Raw genomic sequence first — 15,374 nt, forward strand, 5'->3', positions numbered from 1 at the left:
GTCAGATCCTGCTTCTTCTGAAGGGCCGCGGGTGGCAACCGGTATCCGGCTCTCCCTCGCCCAGGATTTCTGCGATGCGCTCTAGCACAGGTGCTGCAGCAAAAGCGAACTCGTCCTTCGACCTGTCGACGGAGATCGATGCGAATGAACCTGTCGGCGCACCGTCGTCCACAGCTACGGAGCATTTCGTCCGGGATTGGATGGCTGCGCACCACTCGGCGTGGCTCGTCTGACGGCCGCTTGCGACGTTGTAGACGGAATTGCGGCCCTCCTGCGCGATCCGCAAGAGGAGGCCCACGGCATCATCGATCCAGATATAGTCCTTGCTCGAATCGAGCGCGGTTTGGAGCTGGATATGGCCGCTGCCCGCCTCGCGGCACAGCGCGCCGAGGAACGTGTCCGACTTCGCCTCGTCAGGCCCGACGACGTTCGACAAGCGCGCGATCCGCACCTTCTCGCGGCCGGAGGCGAGGCAGATCGCTTCCCCCGTCAACTTGGAGAGATTGTAGAGATCCGAAGGATCGAGAGGCGAGACCGACAGCCGAGCTTCCTCGCGCGTATCCTCGCTGCCGGCATAGACTCGAGTGGACGAGAGATAGAGAAATGACGAAAACGCATTCTCACGCAGGAGCTTCGCTGCGAGCGAGACATGCGCTTCGATCGTGTCGAATGGCCGAGTGCGGAAATCGGCCGTAAGGCCGATGGCATAGATGACATGGCCGAGGTCCTCGCCGGAGGCCGGCATGTCGGCGCGGGAGGAAACACGCACCTCGGCACCCCGTTCGCGCAATCGGCGGACGAGATTGCGCCCAATGAAACCGGAACCGCCGAAAACCGTGAACATCACGATCGCACCCCCAGGCGCCTCAGCGGATTGCCGCCGCAGACGGTGTAGGCTTCGACCTCGCCGCGCACGATGGATCCGGCGGCGATGACACAGCCTTTGCGCAACAGGGCGCCGTCGAGGATCACCGAATTCGCCCCTATCCAGACATCCTCCTCGACGACGATGCCGCCGCGGCTCGGCAGGAAGCCCTGTTCCCGGATCAGGCGATCCCGGTCGCCATAGGCGTGATTGACCGGAGCGAAGGTACAATTGGCCGCGATCAAGACATTGTCGGCGATGCTTATGCCGTTGCCGGTATAGAAGACGCAGCCGCTGTTGACATAACAGAAGCGGCCGATCGTGAGGTCGCCGGTGCCGCCCGCCGGTTTGATCTTGACGAAGCTGTCGATGACCGATGCTTCTCCGACGACGATCCGTGTGCCCCGCACGGAACCCTCGATATCGCAGAGGGGGCTGATCTTAGCCGAGGGATGCACCTCGATCATGATGACTCCGATATTTCGAGAGCGGGATGAGGAAAGTGTGTGCGGTTTTCCGCCCGCATCCCGCTCCAGCCTTTGCGCATCTGATGAGACGCTCGGCGCGATAGAGGGCTGTCTCGGTTTCCTCTTTTCCAGTTAGCGCTTGCCGCGTCAACGCCGGATCGTGCAAGAAGCAACGGTCGGGAACGCTGTATCGAGGAATTCATGTCGCGCTTCAATCGTCTCTCCACGTCTCTCGCCGGCCTCACGGTCTTCGAGCGCAAGCAAACCGGCGACGAACGCGGCTTTTTCTCACGCTTCTTCTGCCGGGACGAATTGCGCGATTTCGGCGCTGACGGAACGATCGCGCAGATCAACCACACCCTGACGCGAGCGAAGGGCACGATCCGTGGCATGCACTTCCAGCGGCAGCCCCATGACGAGGCGAAGTTCGTCTCGTGCCTGGCCGGCACCGTATTCGATGTCGCCGTCGACATCAGGCCGGATTCGCCCACTTATCTGCAATGGCACGGTGAAATCCTGAGCGCGGAGAATGCCCGCTCGATGATGATCCCCGGCGGGTTTGCCCATGGCTTTCAGACGCTGAGCGAGAATTGCGAACTCGTCTACCTGCATGACAAGCCCTATGCGCCCGAAGCGGAAGGCGGGCTCAATCCGCTCGACCCGCACCTCGCCATTTCCTGGCCGCTCGAAGTGGCGCAGATGTCGGAGCGCGACCGTGCCTTTGCCTTCATCTCCGCTTGAGGCGGCACTTCACCCGAAGGCGAGGGAGTCGTCGACGATGATGACCGGCCGCCCGCGAGAACAGGCTTCGACGCGCGCCTCGACGCGATAGACCGTTTTCAGCATGTCGGCGGTGACGACGGCATGGGTCGGGCCGCTGGCCACGACCGATCCCCCGCTGATCACGATCGTATCCTCGCAATAGCGCAGCGCGTGGTTCAGGTCGTGCAGGGCGATCAGCACCGCCATGCCGGATTGAGCGGCGAGCTGCTTCATGAAGCCGAGCACCTCGATCTGGCGGAAGAGATCGAGCGCCGAGGTCGGTTCGTCCATCAGCAGGACCTCGGGCTTGCGCACCAGCGCCTGCGCGATGGAGACGAGCTGGCGCTGTCCTCCGGAAAGTTCACCAAGGCCGCGAAAGGCGAGATCCTCGATCTTGAGCGCCGCAAGCACGCGGTCGATTTCCGCCAGTTCGCCGTCCTTGACCTTCCAGCCCGAACCCTGTTTGGCGGAAAGCAGCACCGACTCGTAGACCGTCAGGACGGCATTGGCGCCGGTATCCTGCGGCATGTAGCAGATTGCTTCCGCGCCATTGGCCGTATCGGAAAGATGGACGAGGCCCGGACCGGCGGCAAGGCCGGCGATCCGCTTGAACAGCGTCGACTTCCCGGCCGCGTTCGGACCGATGACGGCGGTGAGTTGCCCGCCCCTCAATGTGCCTGTGTTGATGTCGGAAAGGACCACACGCCGGCCATAGGTGGCGCCGACATCCTTGAGGGCGAGGCTTACCATGCGCGCTTCCTGTTGGTGAAAATCAGCACGAAGAAGAAGGGTACGCCGACGAGCGCGGTGATGATGCCGATCGGCAGCACCGCTCCGGGAATGATCATCTTGCTGACCACCGACGTTACGGAGAGCAGCAGCGCGCCGCAAAGGACGGAGGCCGGCAGGAAGAACCGCTGGTCTTCGCCGACGAGCATGCGGGCGATATGCGGTCCGACGAGACCGACGAAACCGATCGTTCCGACGAAGGACACCGGGATGGCCGCGAGCAGGCTGACCGTCAGCATCGTTTCGAGCCTGAGGCGGCGGACATTGATGCCGAAGCTCGCCGCCTTGTCGTCGCCGAGCCGGAGCGCCGTCAGCGCCCAGGCGCGGCGTGCGAAGACCGGCACCGCGACGAGCAGTACGGCGGCCGTGACCCAGACCTTCGGCCATGTCGCTTTGGTGAGACTGCCCATCGTCCAGAACACGACCGCCGCAAGCGCCTGTTCTGAAGCAAGATATTCGAGCAGCGACAGCGCCGCGTTGAAGGTGAAGACGAGTGCGATGCCCAGAAGGACGATCGTTTCGACGGTGACCCCGCGCATGGTGGAGGCGAAATGGATGAAGAGCGCCGCTATCATAGCCATCAGGAAGGCATTGAGCGGCACCATGTACTGAACGGCGACCGGGAAGACGGCAACGCCCGCGACGAGGCCGAGCGCCGCGCCAAAGCCGGCCGCGGCCGAGATGCCCAGCGTGAACGGACTTGCCAGCGGATTGGCCAGGATCGTCTGCATCTGCGCGCCGGCGAGAGAGAGCGAGGCGCCGACCGTCACGGCCATCAGCGCGATGGGCATGCGTATGTCCCAGATCACGACGCGAAGCTGATCGGTTACCGTTTCGGCATGAAACAGGGCCGTCAGAACGTCCGAAAGGGAATAATTGGCCGGCCCGAGCGCCATGTCGACGGCGACGGAGATGAACAGGGCGGCGACGAGTCCCGACAGCATGAAGAGCCGGCGAAAGACGAGAGCGCGGTACCGACCACGCCCTTCGATGCCTGCGGTCTCCTCGGCGATAGCGGCCATCATTTCTCTCCGTCGGTGAGCGACACGAAATAGCCCGGCCGATAGGCAACCGGAAGGAATTTCTCGTGGAATTCGCGGAAGGTCCGGTCCGGATCGATATCCGCAAAAAGGTCCGGATGGAACCATTTGGCGAATTGCTGGATCGGCACGAACTCATAGGGCGCGCCATAGAACTGGTGCCAGGCGGCATAGACCCTGCCAACCCTCACCGCTTCGAGGTTCGCAAAAGCCGGCCGCTGCATCAGGCCCTTCAGCCGCTCCCGTGCCGCCGCTGGATCGGCGCCGCGTCCGACGCTCACGAACTGGTTCAGGTCCGACTCGGCCGACCAGTTGCTGCCGGTGACGATCACATGCTCGGGATTCGCGACGACGAGCTGCTCGGGATTGAGATCGCCGAACGTGGTCGTGAATACGTCGGATCCGATATTGTGACCGCCGGCCTTTTCGACCATCTCGCCGAAATTCGCCGGGCCGAAGGTCCGACAGCATGCCGTCTCGCCCGTTATTCCGGGCGAGCGCTCGATGAAGACCGTGGGGCGGTCGACCGCTCCGGCTTTGGCCAGCCGCTCGCTCACGACAGCGATCTGGGCGCGCCGGTACTCGATGAACTCGTCCGCCCGTGTCTCCGCGCCGAAGAGCTGGCCAAGAATCCGGATGGATTTCTCACTGTTCTTCGACGGGTCCACCCGGAAGTCGAGATAGACCACGGCTATGCCCGCGGCTGCCGCCTTTTCGATGAAGCCCGACTCTTCGACTGCTTCTTCGGCTTCGAGATTGAGCGTCAGCACATCGGGCTTCAGCGCGATTGCCGCCTCCAGGCTGAAATCACCGCTCGGGATGTAACCGAAACGCGGCAGCTTTTCGATCTCCGGAAAGCGCTCGAGGTAACCCGCATACGAGTCCGGATCCTTCTTGATCAGGTCGTCGCGCCAGCCGACGATCGTATCGAAGACGGATTCGCGCTTCAGTGCCGCCGCGATGTGAATCTGGCGCGCCTCTCCCAGCAATATCCGTTTTGCCGGGAGATCGAGTTCGATCTTTCGTCCGGTAACGTCGGTGATTTCCGCCGCGGTCACCGGCGCCGCGGCAATTGCGACGGCGGCAAGCGCAAGAAGAGCCTTCCTCAGTATCGGCATCGGAACCTCGCGAACGGGAAATCGGAAGGCTGACGTCTTCCGAACTTGGAGCCTTACTTCAGGGAGACGAAGTAGCCGCTCTTGTAGGGCAATGGCAGGAAGCGCTCGTGCAGTTCCTTGAACGTCGCCTCCGGATCGAGATCCTTGAACAGATCCGGATGCAGCCACTTCGCTATCTGCTGTATGGCCACGAACTGGTAGGGGTTGTTGTAGAACTGATGCCAGATGGCATGGACATTGCCGTCCTTGACCGCCTTCACACCGGTGAAGGCAGGACGCGTGGTGAGGGCTTCGAGCTTGCGCTGCGCCTCCTTCTCGTCAGCGCCGTAGCCGACACCGACCCAGGCACCGCCAGGAACGTAACCCTCCCAGTTGCCGCCCGTGATGATGATCTGGTCGGGGTTGGACGCGATGACCTGCTCCGGATTGACGGTGCCGAAGGTGCCGGGAATGATGTCCTTCGCCATGTTCACGCCGCCTGCGAGCTCGACCATCTTGCCGAAGTTCTCGTTGCCGAACGACATGCAGCAGTCATCCGAATAGCCCCCGGCGCGCTCCATGAACACGAGCGGCTTCTTCGGATCGGCCTTTGCGAGGGTATCGGTCACCTTGGCGATGCTGTCGGCACGGAATTTGATGAATTCCTCGGCCTTTGCCTCCTCGCCGAACAGCTTGCCGATAAGGCGCATGCTCGGTTCGGTGTTCTCCATCGGCTTTTCGCGGAAATCGACATAGACGAGCGGAATGCCGACTTTTTGGAGCTTCTCGATGTAGCCCGCTTCCTCCGTCGCCGTCTTGGCATCGATATTCATCAGCATGACGTCCGGCTTCAGCGCCACCGCCTGCTCAACGTCGAAGGTGCCGTCCTTCATGCCGCCGAAGGTCGGCAGCTTGGCAATCTCGGGATACTTCTCGAGAAAGGCGGCGTATGTCTCGGGGTCCGCCTTGGTGAGGTCGTCGCGCCAGCCGACGACCCGCTTGAACGGCTCGTCCTTGTCGAGAGCGCCGACAAAGTAGATCTGGCGCCCCTCTCCGAGGATCACATGCTCGACCGGCACATTGACTTCGACCTCGCGACCGGTGACATCGGTTACCTTGATGGCGTCGGCGAACGCGGCGCTCGAAACAAGCGTGCAGAAACCCGCGGCGGCAGCGGCCACCATGTTGAAAACCTTCATCGTTCCCTGCTCCTTCGAAATTCGGTGCCTTCTAATATTTCCTGACTTTACCAGTCAACATATATCTTTTAGAACGCTTCCAAACAGACGACACCGGGACTGAAAATGAGCGACGTTGCAACGCGGCCCAATTATGATCTTCGCGATGAAATCAAAGCCTATTGGTCGCAACGTGCGGCCACTTTCGATCTCTCTCCCGGCCACGAGATTTTTTCCGAGGAGGAACGCGCCGCCTGGCATCGGCTCGTCCTGCGCCATGTCGGCGAGGGAGCCGGTCGCTCGGCGCTCGATCTTGCGAGCGGGACCGGAGTGGTCTCGCACCTTCTCGACGATCTCGGCTTCCGGGTGGCGGGTATAGACTGGGCCGAGCCGATGCTGGAACGCGCGCGGCAAAAAGCGAAGAGCCGCGGTCGCGATATTTCCTTCCGCATTGGCGACGCGGAAAATACCATGGAGCCGGACGACCACTATGACGTCGTCGTGAACCGGCATCTCGTTTGGACGCTGGTGGACCCGGCCGCAGCCTTCAGGGAATGGCTTCGCGTCCTCAAGCCCGGCGGCAGGCTTCTCGTCGTCGACGGCGATTTCGTCAACTCGACCCGGCTCGAGCGGTTCTTTTCGTCGCTGAACGCCTGGGGGCAGCGTGTCGGCCTACTCGGGCCCGAGGCTCCATCACAGCCGCGCGAGATGCTGGAAACGCATCGAAGCATTCTTGCCCGCGTCCACTTCTCGCAAGGAGCGCGCGCCGAGGCCGTCGTCGAATTGTTGCGGGCGGCCGGTTTCGCCGACATCACGGTCGATACCGATCTCGGAGAGATACACCGGATGCAGGCAAAGAACTGGAATCTGTTCAAGGGCCTTGCGCGCAGAAGCCAGCATCGCTTTGCGATCCGCGCAAGCAAACCCCTGGCCTGATGCCGGCCTACTGAAAGGCTGCGCGCGGCGGCGGGCCAATTCAGCACTCTTGAGCTTCGACGTGTCGGTGCTCTATCTCTCCGGGAAGCTGCACTGCCATCGTGGTTCAGCAGCTGGTGCCGACCCCACGTGAGTGGAGTTGCAATTGGATAGGCCCGTACGATGTCGACAGATCTCAATCTCAATCTCCTGCGATCGTTTTTCATGATCGCCGAAGAGCGAAGCCTCACGCGGGCAGCGGCCCGGCTGAACATGAGCCAGCCATCGGTCAGTCAGGCGCTGCAACGACTGGAGGAGCAGTTGGCCTGTCAGCTCGTCCTCCGCGGCAGCCGGAAGTTCGAGCTGACGGCCCGAGGGCAGAAAATCTACGAGGAATGCGGTGAGATCTTCCGTGCCGTCGAGCGGATTGGCCAGCTCACGCAGGAAAGAACCGCCGAGGAGTTCGGCGAGGTGCGCATCCAGATCATCTCGAACCTCGAGTCCCCGCTCATAAACGAAGCGTTGCGTCTCTACCATCAGCGCTATCCCTCCGTAACCTGGGTGATGGAGGTCCAGAACAGCCAGGACACGGTCAAGCGGATCCAGATGGAGAAATGCGGAATAGGATTATGTCTCCTGTCGCGCCCCGTCTTCAGCCTGAATTGTCAGTTGCTGTTTCGCGAAGAATTCAGCGTCTATTGCGGCGCTGAGCATCCCCTCTTCGGCCGTAAGGAGGTGGAGAAGAGGGAATTGCGGCAGGAATCCTTTGTTTCCTTTACCTGCGCCACCGAAGGCATGGGTCTCGAGCCGATGGCGGTCCTCAGCCAAAGCCTCGGTCTCGGCGAACGGATCAGCGGGCAAAGCCCAAATCTCGAGGAGGTGAGACGCATGATCGTCGCCGGCCTCGGGATCGGAATTCTCCCGTTGACGGCCGTTCACGACGAAGTCGCGAGCGGACTTCTGTGGCCGCTCGAAATCAAGGGTTATCCGCTCGGCGCGGACGTGTTTTTGGTGACGCACCCGGAAGGTGACTATTCCCGCGCCGAGCAACATTTCATCGACCTGATGCAGGAGCTACGTTCGCTCTACCCGGAAATGCACTGAGAACGTCCCGGCGGAAAGCCGGTACGCAATCTTCCTGGAAGTGCTCCGATCGATCAGCGGTCGGCGCGCGCCACGACGGCGTGCAACAGGACATTGAGGCCCGGCGCAAGATCGTCGCGGTCGCAGTCTTCCTCGTTGTTGTGGGTGATGCCGCCCTTGCAGGGCGTGAAGATCATTGCCGTCGGGCAATGTCGCGCGAGGAAATAGGCATCGTGGCCGGCCTGGGACTGGATGTCACGCCAGTCGTAGCCCATCCGGACCGCTTCCGCCCGGATACCATCCACCATCGCGTGATCGAAGATGTCCCCGCCCCAAAACCACTCGTCCTCTATCACCGCGTCGCAGCCGGCGCGGGCGGCGCTTTCGAAGACGGCACGGCGCATCTTTTCACCCATGACGCGCGCGGTCGCCGCATCGGGATGGCGAACGTCGCAGATCGCTTGGGCCGTGTCGGAGAGGATGCCCGGTTTGTTCGGCCACGCCGCCAGCCGGGCGCCTGTCGCCTTGCCGTCGCCGACGGCAAAGTCCCAGCCGATGTCGTCCACGGCAGTGAGCCAGCGTGCGCCCGCGATCAGCGCATTGCGGCGCAGGTCCATCGGAGTCGGGCCGGTATGCGCCGTCTTTCCCGTAAAGCGCACCCTCATCCCGTAGCTCGGATATCCGCCCGTCACCACTCCGATATCGCGTTGCTCGAGGTCGAGGATCGGCCCCTGCTCGATATGCAACTCGTAATAGGCATCGATCTCACCGGCACGACAGGGCTTGTTTCCGTTGTAACCGATGCGCTCGAGCTCGGCGCCAAAACGCGCTCCGTCGTCGGAGACGAGCTCTTTGACCCAGTCCCCGTCATAGGCCCCGACGAAGCAGCCGGATGCGACCATGGGCGGCGAGAAGCGCGCTCCCTCCTCATTCGTCCAGTTGACGATGACGATCGGACGGCGGGTGACGTGACCGACGTCGTTCAGCGTACGGATCACCTCTAGTCCGGAAAGAACGCCGGCAATCCCATCGAAGCGACCACCGTTGATCTGGGTATCGAGATGGCTGCCGATCAGCACCGGCGGCAGCGACGGGTCGCTTCCTTCGCGCCGCCCGAAGATGTTGCCGAGTTCATCGATCTCGACGCTCAGCCCCGCATCACGACACCAGTTGACGAACAGGTCGCGCATTCTGCGATCATCGTCCGTCAGCGTGAGGCGGGCGAGACCGCCCGGCCGCCCCTGGCCGATTTCGGCGGAAGTCTCGATGGTCGACCAGAAGCGATCGATGTTGGCACGGGTGTTCGATGCGAACGACATGGTTCACCTTTCAAATGCAATTGCGGACGAAGCGGCTCACATTCCGAGCGACATCAGTGTCATCAGCCCCGGGAAGAGAATGAGGAGGAACATGATGAGCGCCATGACGCCGATGAACGGCAGCAGGTAGCGGAAGGACGCCGACATCGGAATGCCACCGGTGCGGCACGCGGCCATCAGGTCGATGCCGAGTGGCGGTGTGTTGGCGCCGATCGCCAAGTTGATGGTCAGCAGTACGCCGAAATAGACCGGATCGATCTCGAAGACCCGCAGCACCGGCAGGAAAACGGGCGCAAGGATGAGAATGATGGCGATCGATTCCATGAAAGTGCCAAGGACCAGGACCGCGACCATCATCAGTATGAGAGCGACCGTGCCGCTCTCGGTCGCGCCGGTGATGGCATTGACGACGAGCTGCGGAACCTGCTCGACCGTCAGGATCCAGCCGAAGACTGAGGCGGCCGCGATGACGATGAGGATGGAACCGGTCATTTCCGTCGTTTCGCGCAAGAGGTTGAAGACCTTGGCGAGCGTCAGCTGGCGATAGACGAAAGCCCCGACGAGCAGCGCATAGGCGACGCCGATGCCCGCCGCCTCCGTCGGCGTAAAGATGCCGAAGCGGATGCCGCCGACGATGATGACCGGCGCGAGCAGGGCAAGCACGGATTCGCGCAGAGCGGTTCCCAGCCGAGTCCAGCTGAACGGTTCCCCGCCCTTCCAACCGTTTTTGCGGGAAATCCACCACGCGACGACCATCAGCCCGAGACCGAGCAGAATACCTGGACCGATCGAGTGGATGAAAAGCTGCCCGATCGACGTTCCGGTCGCCGTTCCGTAGACGATCAGGACAATAGACGGCGGAATGACCGTGCCAAGCGAACCGGCGCAGCCGAGACCTGCGGCGGAGAAGCCCGGATCGTAGCCGCGCTCCTTCATGGCCGGCAGCAGCATGGAACCGATCGCCACCACGTCAGCGACACCCGATCCCGAGAGCGAGCCGAACATCATGCAGGCGGCAATCATCACGATGGCGAGACCACCCGTCCGCTGTCCCACGACAGCCGCGCAGAGATTGACGATCCTCGGGGCGAGCCCCCCATGCACCATCAGCAAACCGGCAAGCAGGAAAAGCGGGATTGCAAGCAGCGTGAAGCTGTCGATCCCCGCGACCATGCGCTGCGCGACCACCATCAGCGGCAAGACATCGCCGACCAGCAGATAAGCGACCGAGGAAAGCGCAAGCGCAATCGCGATCGGTGCATCGATCAGGAGCAAAAGAATGAAGACGGCAAAGAGGACGAGAAGGGCAAGGCTCATTTGCGCAGTTCCGCGGCAACGAGGGCAACGAACGCGGTGGCGCCGGTGACCGGCAGCGCGAGATAGACGAGCCCGGCGGGCCAGCTCAGGACCGTGGTTTCATGCGACCATGTCAGCACCGTTATCTTCCATCCGGACCAGATGACGACGACCAGGGACAGGAGGGATGCCAGACGCGCGAGTACGGCCAGGAAGGAACGGAACCGGCCGGGCGCAACGAGCAGGTCCGTCAGGCCGGCGCAAAGATGCGTGTTGCGGACGAAGGCGGAAACCGCACCGATGAACGTCACCCAAACCAAGAGAAGACGCGGGATCTCCTCCGACCAGCGTGGTGTGAAGGAAAGGGCATAACGGCAAATGACGACGTAGACGATGATGGCGGTGAAGGTGGCGATGGCCAGGCCGCCCGCCGCGCGGGCTACGTTGTCTATGGCATTGGAAATCCGCGGGCGCGGTGTCGATGCGTCTTGCATGGAAGCCTCGCTGGTGTGGACGGACGGACATGGCCCGGCGATGGGAAACGTCCTGCCCGCAACCGGCGGGCAGGACGACCGCATCACTTGCGGTAGCTGTCCATGACTTCAAGCAGCTCGGGACCGAAGACGTCCTTCTCGCTCTCCCAGATCGGCTTCAGGGCGTCGACGAAGGCAGCCTTGTCCACCTCGTTGAACTGCATGCCTTTCGATTTCAGCTTCTCGATCAGCGCGACCTCGTTATCGGCAACCATCTGGCGCTGAGCGTTGCCCCACTTGACGGCCGCTTCCTTCACGATGGCCTGGTCCTCGGGGGAAACCTGCGCCCAGGTCATGCTCGACACCGTCAAGCATGCGGCGCCCCAGATGTGGCCGGTCATCGAAACGTATTTCTGTACTTCGTAGAACGACGAGGCATCGATGATCGAGAGCGGATTTTCCTGGGCGTCGAACACGCCCTGCTGCAGGGCCGAGTATAGCTCGCCGAAGGCCAGCGGCGCAGGCTGCGCGCCGAGACGTTCGAACGTCGCCAGCCGAACCTTGTCCGGGGTTACGCGGATCTTGATGCCGGCGAGATCGGCCGGCTTGACGATCGGATGCTTGTTGTTGGTGATGTTGCGGAAGCCGTTTTCCCACCAGGCGAGAACCTCGATGCCTTTCGGCCGAAGCAGATCGGCAAGCGCTGTGCCGAGCTTGCCGTCGAGCGCGGCAAAAGCCTGTTCGCGACTGGTCCAGGCATAGGGCATTTCGATGATGCCGAACTTCGGTTCGACGAACTGGAAGGAGCCGCTGCCGATCAGGCCGCCCTGGATGGTGCCGATCTGCATGCCCTCGATGACTTCCTTCTCCGTGCCGAGTTGGCCGGAGGGGAAGATCTCGATCTTGACGCGGCCTTCCGTCTTCTCCGAGACCTCCTTGGTGAAGTCCGTCGAGGCCTTGTGCCAGCTATGGGTGTCGGCAAGCACGTGGCCGAGACGGATCGTTGTTTCGGCCATGGCAGCCGTATGAGCGGAAAGTCCGACGATGCCAGCGATCACGGTGGCGGCAAGACCGCGGGAAATTTTCGAAATGCCCAGTTTCATAGCGCCCTCATTTGTTGCGTTTATTCTGGGCATATTAGGCGGGCATGATGCCCGCAACGCAAATAGCCGGACCCAATGACAAACATTGAGTCCGCTTATGGGAGTGGCTGCGATTTCCTGTGAGAAAAGATCGTATCACTCCACGGTGGCGATACATTCGATCTCGATATCGAAATGCGTCCAAGGCTTGATCGCCACACAACTGCGGGCCGGAAAGCCGCCCGGAAAATACGCGCGATAGACCGCATTCATCTCCGCCGCCAAATCGTTATCGGTGATAAAGACGAGCGATTTGAAGACATTGTCGAGCGAGGAGCCAGCATGGCGGAGGGTGAACGAGAGCGCGTCCATGCAGGCGCGCGTCTGGATGGTCATGTCTCCCCTGACGATCTCGCCTGTGTTCAGGTCGATCGGCGGCATCCCGCACGTATAGAGAAGACCGCCGACGCGGGTCAACGCGGAGGTCGGCGCGCCCAGTCTTCGGATTGCTTCGGAAATCACAGGGATTTCAATAATTTCGTGCTTCATGTCGCATGACCCTTTTGTCGGAGCAGATCGTGCCCGGTTGTGTGGGAGATACCGTTTGCGCCACGTTTCGAGCAAAGTATAGCCGTCGCGTATATTGCGTTCCAAGCCCCTGCATCTTGTTCCGCATGCCCCGGAGGGAGCCACAAAGCTGCCGCCTAATGGTCAGCAAATTGCCCCGTCGTCGCCGCACCGAGCACTTCCGGGGCGTACATGCTCCCCGAGTCGCTTGCGTCGTTTCGACGGCGGAGCGAACGAGCAAGGCGGTATTGCTGCCGATCAAGTCATGCACGTCATGGAGGACAGAACATGATTACTCGCTATACACTCGTTGCATCGCTGACCGTTGCAGCCTCCAGTTTAATGCTTCTCAGCCCGGCTTCGGCGCTGGAAATCGCGCAGGCGCAACAGGCGCAGCCGACACAGACCCAACCCGACGCCGGCGGCACAGGCGCCCCGATCAGCGATCAGAAGATCGAGGCCTTTGCAGTGGCCTATCTTCAGGTCGACAAGGTAAGGCAGGAGTACTCCACGAAAATCGGGGCTACCACCGACGAGGCCGCGAAGGCGAAGCTGCAGAACGAAGCCAGTCAGGAAATGGTCAAAGCCGTAGAGACCGCGCCGAACATGTCGGTGGAGGAATATACGACGATCCTCAAGGCTGCGCAGAGTGATCCAGCGCTTGCCCAGAAGGTTCAGGAAAAGCTCCAGACGTCCACGCCGCAGCAGCCGCAGCAGCAGTAAGCACGGCTTCGACACTTTGAGCAGCTCCGAGAAGATCGCGTGGCGATTTTCTGTCCGGAGTTGCGCATTTCAAAGACTTAGATCGTTTCACCATTGCGTGAAACGATCCGAGCTCTTCAGCTGACGAGCCAGAACAGTGCCGCGGCTATCAGAACGAACAGTCCAAGAGCGGCTAGGAAACGCAGCGTGCCGGCGTTCGTATTGTCGCCGAGCACCCGATTCCAGTATTCGCCGCCAGTGGCGTCGTTCGCTTCGGCGCCCGCTTCGGTCGGCGTATTCGTAAGCGTCATCGCGACCTTTCCGTCGCCTGCACTAAGATTGCGCGGATGCGGCTGTGGCGGGTCGGGGCGCGCCCGATCCACCTCGCCGAGATACGGCGCACCGCTTCCTGAATCGCCCGCATCGGCGACGTGATCGTCGGGCTCCGCGGCACCGCCGGGAGCGAGACCAGTCCGGATCGGCATGCTTTCCTGTTTCCCCGCCATAGTTGGCCTCCCTTGTGCAAAATGAGAAAGGGGGCGCCATCGCGCCCCCATCCGTGCCCAACCGCCGGACCGTTCAGCCGCTTCGGTTGGACTGGTTGTGGGATCCACCGGGTTCGGTCACGCCCTTCAGGCCGGTGCCGGCCATTTGCGGCTGTTCACGGGCCGCGTCGGCAAGCGAAACGATCCCGACCAGCTGCTTGTCATGGTTCACCACGGGCAGCCGTCGAACCTGGATGTCGCCCATGTTGCGCGCGACATCGTCCACCTCATCGTCGTCGAAGCAATATTTCACGTCCGTGGTCATGATGTCGGCCACCCGTGCCTGCGGGTCCATACCATCGGCAACGCCGCGCACGACGATGTCTCTGTCCGTTATCATGCCGATCAGGCGGTCATCGTCTCCGACCGGCATGAAGCCGATATCGTTTTCCGCCATCTGCCGCGCAACAGCCGTTATGGTGTCGTTGGGGCTTGCAAGATGAACGTCTCTTGTCATGATCTCCGATACACGCATTTGTTTTCTCCTTCACGTTTCATCGGCACGGTTTCATCGGCAGCCCGGGAAGGCTCGAGCCGCCGTTACGGCCGCTCAGCGCCCGCCGTCCGGGCGGGCCGCCGGATTTCCCTCGGGCGAAGCGGGCGCCCCAGCCCCCGCCGCGGTCTGCTTTTCGCGCCGCCTGCTGCCGTTGCCCTGGCTCCCGCTCTCCGGCGCGGAGCCGTCTCCCTTCGTTTCCGGTCCTTGCGTTTCCGGTCCCTGCATTTCTCTGGCGGCCTGCTCCCAGTGGCGCTGATGCTGCCCGTCCGGCCGACCCTCCTGCTCCCAGATCGCATAGGCTCTGCGCCTGATAAGCTCTTCGCGTTCGTTGTCTATGTCCCTTCGCTCGTCCATGTCCCTTACCTCGCCGCTGGACTTCGTTGATGGCGAGTTTCAAACGGCGCGACCGTCCATTTGTTCCGCCCGCGGCGACATCCGCGGGGGACCTTCAAATGTGCTTTGGCGGCTCCGGATTTTCGTCCGGATTAGGGACCGGAATTTCATCCGGAAGGCGGTCCGGATCGGGCTCCTCGATCGGCGGCTCGGGATACCAGGGCGGCAAGTCCGGCGGCGGCGGCTCCGGTACTGGCTCCGGCTGACGCGGGTTCGGCATTTTCATCTCCCTTGGGATGCGGGGGCGACACCCCTCTTTCGGGGACAATCCCGACCGTGCGGGATTGTTCCGCCGGCGGCGCAGG

Annotated in this window: 19 protein-coding genes; 4 read left to right on the forward strand and 15 right to left on the reverse strand. The window is 62.1% G+C overall.

Annotated elements, in window-relative coordinates; genetic code table 11:
- Position 1: 1 nt before the first annotated feature.
- Together BHD07_RS16280 and BHD07_RS16285 are read right to left on the reverse strand one after the other, a co-directional pair.
- Positions 2 to 844, reverse strand: coding sequence for an NAD-dependent epimerase/dehydratase family protein (locus BHD07_RS16280; protein WP_338281633.1), 843 nt, complete (start codon positions 842 to 844; stop codon positions 2 to 4).
- On the reverse strand, positions 844 to 1,332 hold the full coding sequence (locus BHD07_RS16285) for an acyltransferase (RefSeq protein ID WP_338281635.1): 489 nt from the start codon (positions 1,330 to 1,332) through the stop codon (positions 844 to 846). The genes BHD07_RS16280 and BHD07_RS16285 overlap by 1 nt, the downstream gene beginning before the upstream one ends.
- Positions 1,333 to 1,533: 201 nt before the next feature.
- Here BHD07_RS16285 and rfbC point away from each other — a divergent pair, with 201 nt between their 5' ends.
- Positions 1,534 to 2,073: a dTDP-4-dehydrorhamnose 3,5-epimerase gene (gene rfbC / locus BHD07_RS16290; protein WP_338281636.1), complete on the forward strand. Its 540-nt coding sequence runs from the start codon at positions 1,534 to 1,536 to the stop codon at positions 2,071 to 2,073.
- Positions 2,074 to 2,082: 9 nt separating this feature from the next.
- Here rfbC and BHD07_RS16295 read toward each other — a convergent pair whose 3' ends face one another.
- The 4 genes from BHD07_RS16295 to BHD07_RS16310 are packed head-to-tail and all read right to left on the reverse strand — an operon-like array spanning position 2,083 to position 6,219.
- The gene (locus BHD07_RS16295; RefSeq protein WP_338281638.1) at positions 2,083 to 2,844 is read right to left on the reverse strand and encodes an ABC transporter ATP-binding protein; all 762 of its coding nucleotides are present in this window, start codon (positions 2,842 to 2,844) and stop codon (positions 2,083 to 2,085) included.
- Complete coding sequence (locus BHD07_RS16300) at positions 2,838 to 3,908, reverse strand: FecCD family ABC transporter permease (RefSeq protein ID WP_033047834.1); 1,071 nt, start codon at positions 3,906 to 3,908, stop codon at positions 2,838 to 2,840. The genes BHD07_RS16295 and BHD07_RS16300 overlap by 7 nt, the downstream gene beginning before the upstream one ends.
- Positions 3,905 to 5,041 carry an ABC transporter substrate-binding protein gene (locus tag BHD07_RS16305; RefSeq protein ID WP_338281642.1) on the reverse strand — a complete coding sequence of 379 codons (1,137 nt, stop codon included), beginning with the start codon at positions 5,039 to 5,041 and terminating at the stop codon, positions 3,905 to 3,907. Before BHD07_RS16305 ends, BHD07_RS16300 begins: the two co-directional genes overlap by 4 nt.
- 53 nt (positions 5,042 to 5,094) lie before the next feature.
- Positions 5,095 to 6,219 carry an ABC transporter substrate-binding protein gene (locus BHD07_RS16310; RefSeq protein WP_338281643.1) on the reverse strand — a complete coding sequence of 375 codons (1,125 nt, stop codon included), beginning with the start codon at positions 6,217 to 6,219 and terminating at the stop codon, positions 5,095 to 5,097.
- A 105-nt stretch (positions 6,220 to 6,324) separates the two neighbouring features.
- Here BHD07_RS16310 and BHD07_RS16315 point away from each other — a divergent pair, with 105 nt between their 5' ends.
- Both BHD07_RS16315 and BHD07_RS16320 read left to right on the forward strand, forming a co-directional pair.
- A complete protein-coding gene (locus tag BHD07_RS16315; RefSeq protein ID WP_338281645.1) occupies positions 6,325 to 7,134 on the forward strand; it encodes a class I SAM-dependent methyltransferase in 810 nt (269 codons plus the stop codon).
- Positions 7,135 to 7,296: 162 nt separating this feature from the next.
- Positions 7,297 to 8,217 (forward strand): LysR family transcriptional regulator, encoded by a 921-nt coding sequence (locus BHD07_RS16320; RefSeq protein ID WP_338281647.1) that lies wholly within the window; start codon positions 7,297 to 7,299, stop codon positions 8,215 to 8,217.
- Between the two features lie 53 nt (positions 8,218 to 8,270).
- Here BHD07_RS16320 and BHD07_RS16325 read toward each other — a convergent pair whose 3' ends face one another.
- The 5 genes from BHD07_RS16325 to BHD07_RS16345 all read right to left on the reverse strand — a co-directional run bounded on the left by BHD07_RS16325 (position 8,271) and on the right by BHD07_RS16345 (position 12,915).
- On the reverse strand, positions 8,271 to 9,515 hold the full coding sequence (locus tag BHD07_RS16325) for a Zn-dependent hydrolase (RefSeq protein WP_338281649.1): 1,245 nt from the start codon (positions 9,513 to 9,515) through the stop codon (positions 8,271 to 8,273).
- Positions 9,516 to 9,551: 36 nt separating this feature from the next.
- Positions 9,552 to 10,832 carry a TRAP transporter large permease gene (locus BHD07_RS16330; RefSeq protein WP_338281651.1) on the reverse strand — a complete coding sequence of 427 codons (1,281 nt, stop codon included), beginning with the start codon at positions 10,830 to 10,832 and terminating at the stop codon, positions 9,552 to 9,554.
- A complete protein-coding gene (locus BHD07_RS16335) occupies positions 10,829 to 11,305 on the reverse strand; it encodes a TRAP transporter small permease (protein WP_338281653.1) in 477 nt (158 codons plus the stop codon). The genes BHD07_RS16330 and BHD07_RS16335 overlap by 4 nt, the downstream gene beginning before the upstream one ends.
- An 83-nt stretch (positions 11,306 to 11,388) precedes the next feature.
- A complete protein-coding gene (locus BHD07_RS16340) occupies positions 11,389 to 12,387 on the reverse strand; it encodes a TRAP transporter substrate-binding protein (RefSeq protein ID WP_338281655.1) in 999 nt (332 codons plus the stop codon).
- A 135-nt stretch (positions 12,388 to 12,522) separates the two neighbouring features.
- Positions 12,523 to 12,915, reverse strand: coding sequence for a RidA family protein (locus BHD07_RS16345; RefSeq protein WP_018098999.1), 393 nt, complete (start codon positions 12,913 to 12,915; stop codon positions 12,523 to 12,525).
- A gap of 306 nt (positions 12,916 to 13,221) precedes the next feature.
- Here BHD07_RS16345 and BHD07_RS16350 point away from each other — a divergent pair, with 306 nt between their 5' ends.
- Positions 13,222 to 13,656 carry a DUF4168 domain-containing protein gene (locus BHD07_RS16350; protein ID WP_100671545.1) on the forward strand — a complete coding sequence of 145 codons (435 nt, stop codon included), beginning with the start codon at positions 13,222 to 13,224 and terminating at the stop codon, positions 13,654 to 13,656.
- A 116-nt stretch (positions 13,657 to 13,772) separates the two neighbouring features.
- Here BHD07_RS16350 and BHD07_RS16355 read toward each other — a convergent pair whose 3' ends face one another.
- From BHD07_RS16355 to BHD07_RS16370, 4 genes are all read right to left on the reverse strand, one after another.
- Positions 13,773 to 14,141 carry a hypothetical protein gene (locus BHD07_RS16355; RefSeq protein ID WP_338281658.1) on the reverse strand — a complete coding sequence of 123 codons (369 nt, stop codon included), beginning with the start codon at positions 14,139 to 14,141 and terminating at the stop codon, positions 13,773 to 13,775.
- A 73-nt stretch (positions 14,142 to 14,214) separates the two neighbouring features.
- Positions 14,215 to 14,655: a CBS domain-containing protein gene (locus tag BHD07_RS16360; protein ID WP_010976090.1), complete on the reverse strand. Its 441-nt coding sequence runs from the start codon at positions 14,653 to 14,655 to the stop codon at positions 14,215 to 14,217.
- 75 nt (positions 14,656 to 14,730) lie between these two features.
- Positions 14,731 to 15,030, reverse strand: coding sequence for a DUF2934 domain-containing protein (locus BHD07_RS16365; RefSeq protein WP_338281666.1), 300 nt, complete (start codon positions 15,028 to 15,030; stop codon positions 14,731 to 14,733).
- Between the two features lie 94 nt (positions 15,031 to 15,124).
- A complete protein-coding gene (locus BHD07_RS16370; protein ID WP_018099003.1) occupies positions 15,125 to 15,289 on the reverse strand; it encodes a hypothetical protein in 165 nt (54 codons plus the stop codon).
- Positions 15,290 to 15,374 lie beyond the last annotated feature (85 nt).

Source organism: Sinorhizobium sp. KGO-5, from assembly GCF_036245905.1.
In the GTDB taxonomy this organism is placed as follows: domain Bacteria; phylum Pseudomonadota; class Alphaproteobacteria; order Rhizobiales; family Rhizobiaceae; genus Sinorhizobium; species Sinorhizobium meliloti_A.

Bases quoted from the DNA above. Each gene is read 5' to 3' on its own strand.
- BHD07_RS16280 (WP_338281633.1), bottom strand. From the start codon at position 844: ATGTTCACGGTTTTCGGCGGTTCCGGTTTCATTGGGCGCAATCTCGTC.
- BHD07_RS16285 (WP_338281635.1), bottom strand. From the start codon at position 1,332: ATGATCGAGGTGCATCCCTCGGCTAAGATCAGCCCCCTCTGCGATATC.
- rfbC (WP_338281636.1), top strand. From the start codon at position 1,534: ATGTCGCGCTTCAATCGTCTCTCCACGTCTCTCGCCGGCCTCACGGTC.
- BHD07_RS16295 (WP_338281638.1), bottom strand. From the start codon at position 2,844: ATGGTAAGCCTCGCCCTCAAGGATGTCGGCGCCACCTATGGCCGGCGT.
- BHD07_RS16300 (WP_033047834.1), bottom strand. From the start codon at position 3,908: ATGATGGCCGCTATCGCCGAGGAGACCGCAGGCATCGAAGGGCGTGGT.
- BHD07_RS16305 (WP_338281642.1), bottom strand. From the start codon at position 5,041: ATGCCGATACTGAGGAAGGCTCTTCTTGCGCTTGCCGCCGTCGCAATT.
- BHD07_RS16310 (WP_338281643.1), bottom strand. From the start codon at position 6,219: ATGAAGGTTTTCAACATGGTGGCCGCTGCCGCCGCGGGTTTCTGCACG.
- BHD07_RS16315 (WP_338281645.1), top strand. From the start codon at position 6,325: ATGAGCGACGTTGCAACGCGGCCCAATTATGATCTTCGCGATGAAATC.
- BHD07_RS16320 (WP_338281647.1), top strand. From the start codon at position 7,297: ATGTCGACAGATCTCAATCTCAATCTCCTGCGATCGTTTTTCATGATC.
- BHD07_RS16325 (WP_338281649.1), bottom strand. From the start codon at position 9,515: ATGTCGTTCGCATCGAACACCCGTGCCAACATCGATCGCTTCTGGTCG.
- BHD07_RS16330 (WP_338281651.1), bottom strand. From the start codon at position 10,832: ATGAGCCTTGCCCTTCTCGTCCTCTTTGCCGTCTTCATTCTTTTGCTC.
- BHD07_RS16335 (WP_338281653.1), bottom strand. From the start codon at position 11,305: ATGCAAGACGCATCGACACCGCGCCCGCGGATTTCCAATGCCATAGAC.
- BHD07_RS16340 (WP_338281655.1), bottom strand. From the start codon at position 12,387: ATGAAACTGGGCATTTCGAAAATTTCCCGCGGTCTTGCCGCCACCGTG.
- BHD07_RS16345 (WP_018098999.1), bottom strand. From the start codon at position 12,915: ATGAAGCACGAAATTATTGAAATCCCTGTGATTTCCGAAGCAATCCGA.
- BHD07_RS16350 (WP_100671545.1), top strand. From the start codon at position 13,222: ATGATTACTCGCTATACACTCGTTGCATCGCTGACCGTTGCAGCCTCC.
- BHD07_RS16355 (WP_338281658.1), bottom strand. From the start codon at position 14,141: ATGGCGGGGAAACAGGAAAGCATGCCGATCCGGACTGGTCTCGCTCCC.
- BHD07_RS16360 (WP_010976090.1), bottom strand. From the start codon at position 14,655: ATGCGTGTATCGGAGATCATGACAAGAGACGTTCATCTTGCAAGCCCC.
- BHD07_RS16365 (WP_338281666.1), bottom strand. From the start codon at position 15,030: ATGGACGAGCGAAGGGACATAGACAACGAACGCGAAGAGCTTATCAGG.
- BHD07_RS16370 (WP_018099003.1), bottom strand. From the start codon at position 15,289: ATGCCGAACCCGCGTCAGCCGGAGCCAGTACCGGAGCCGCCGCCGCCG.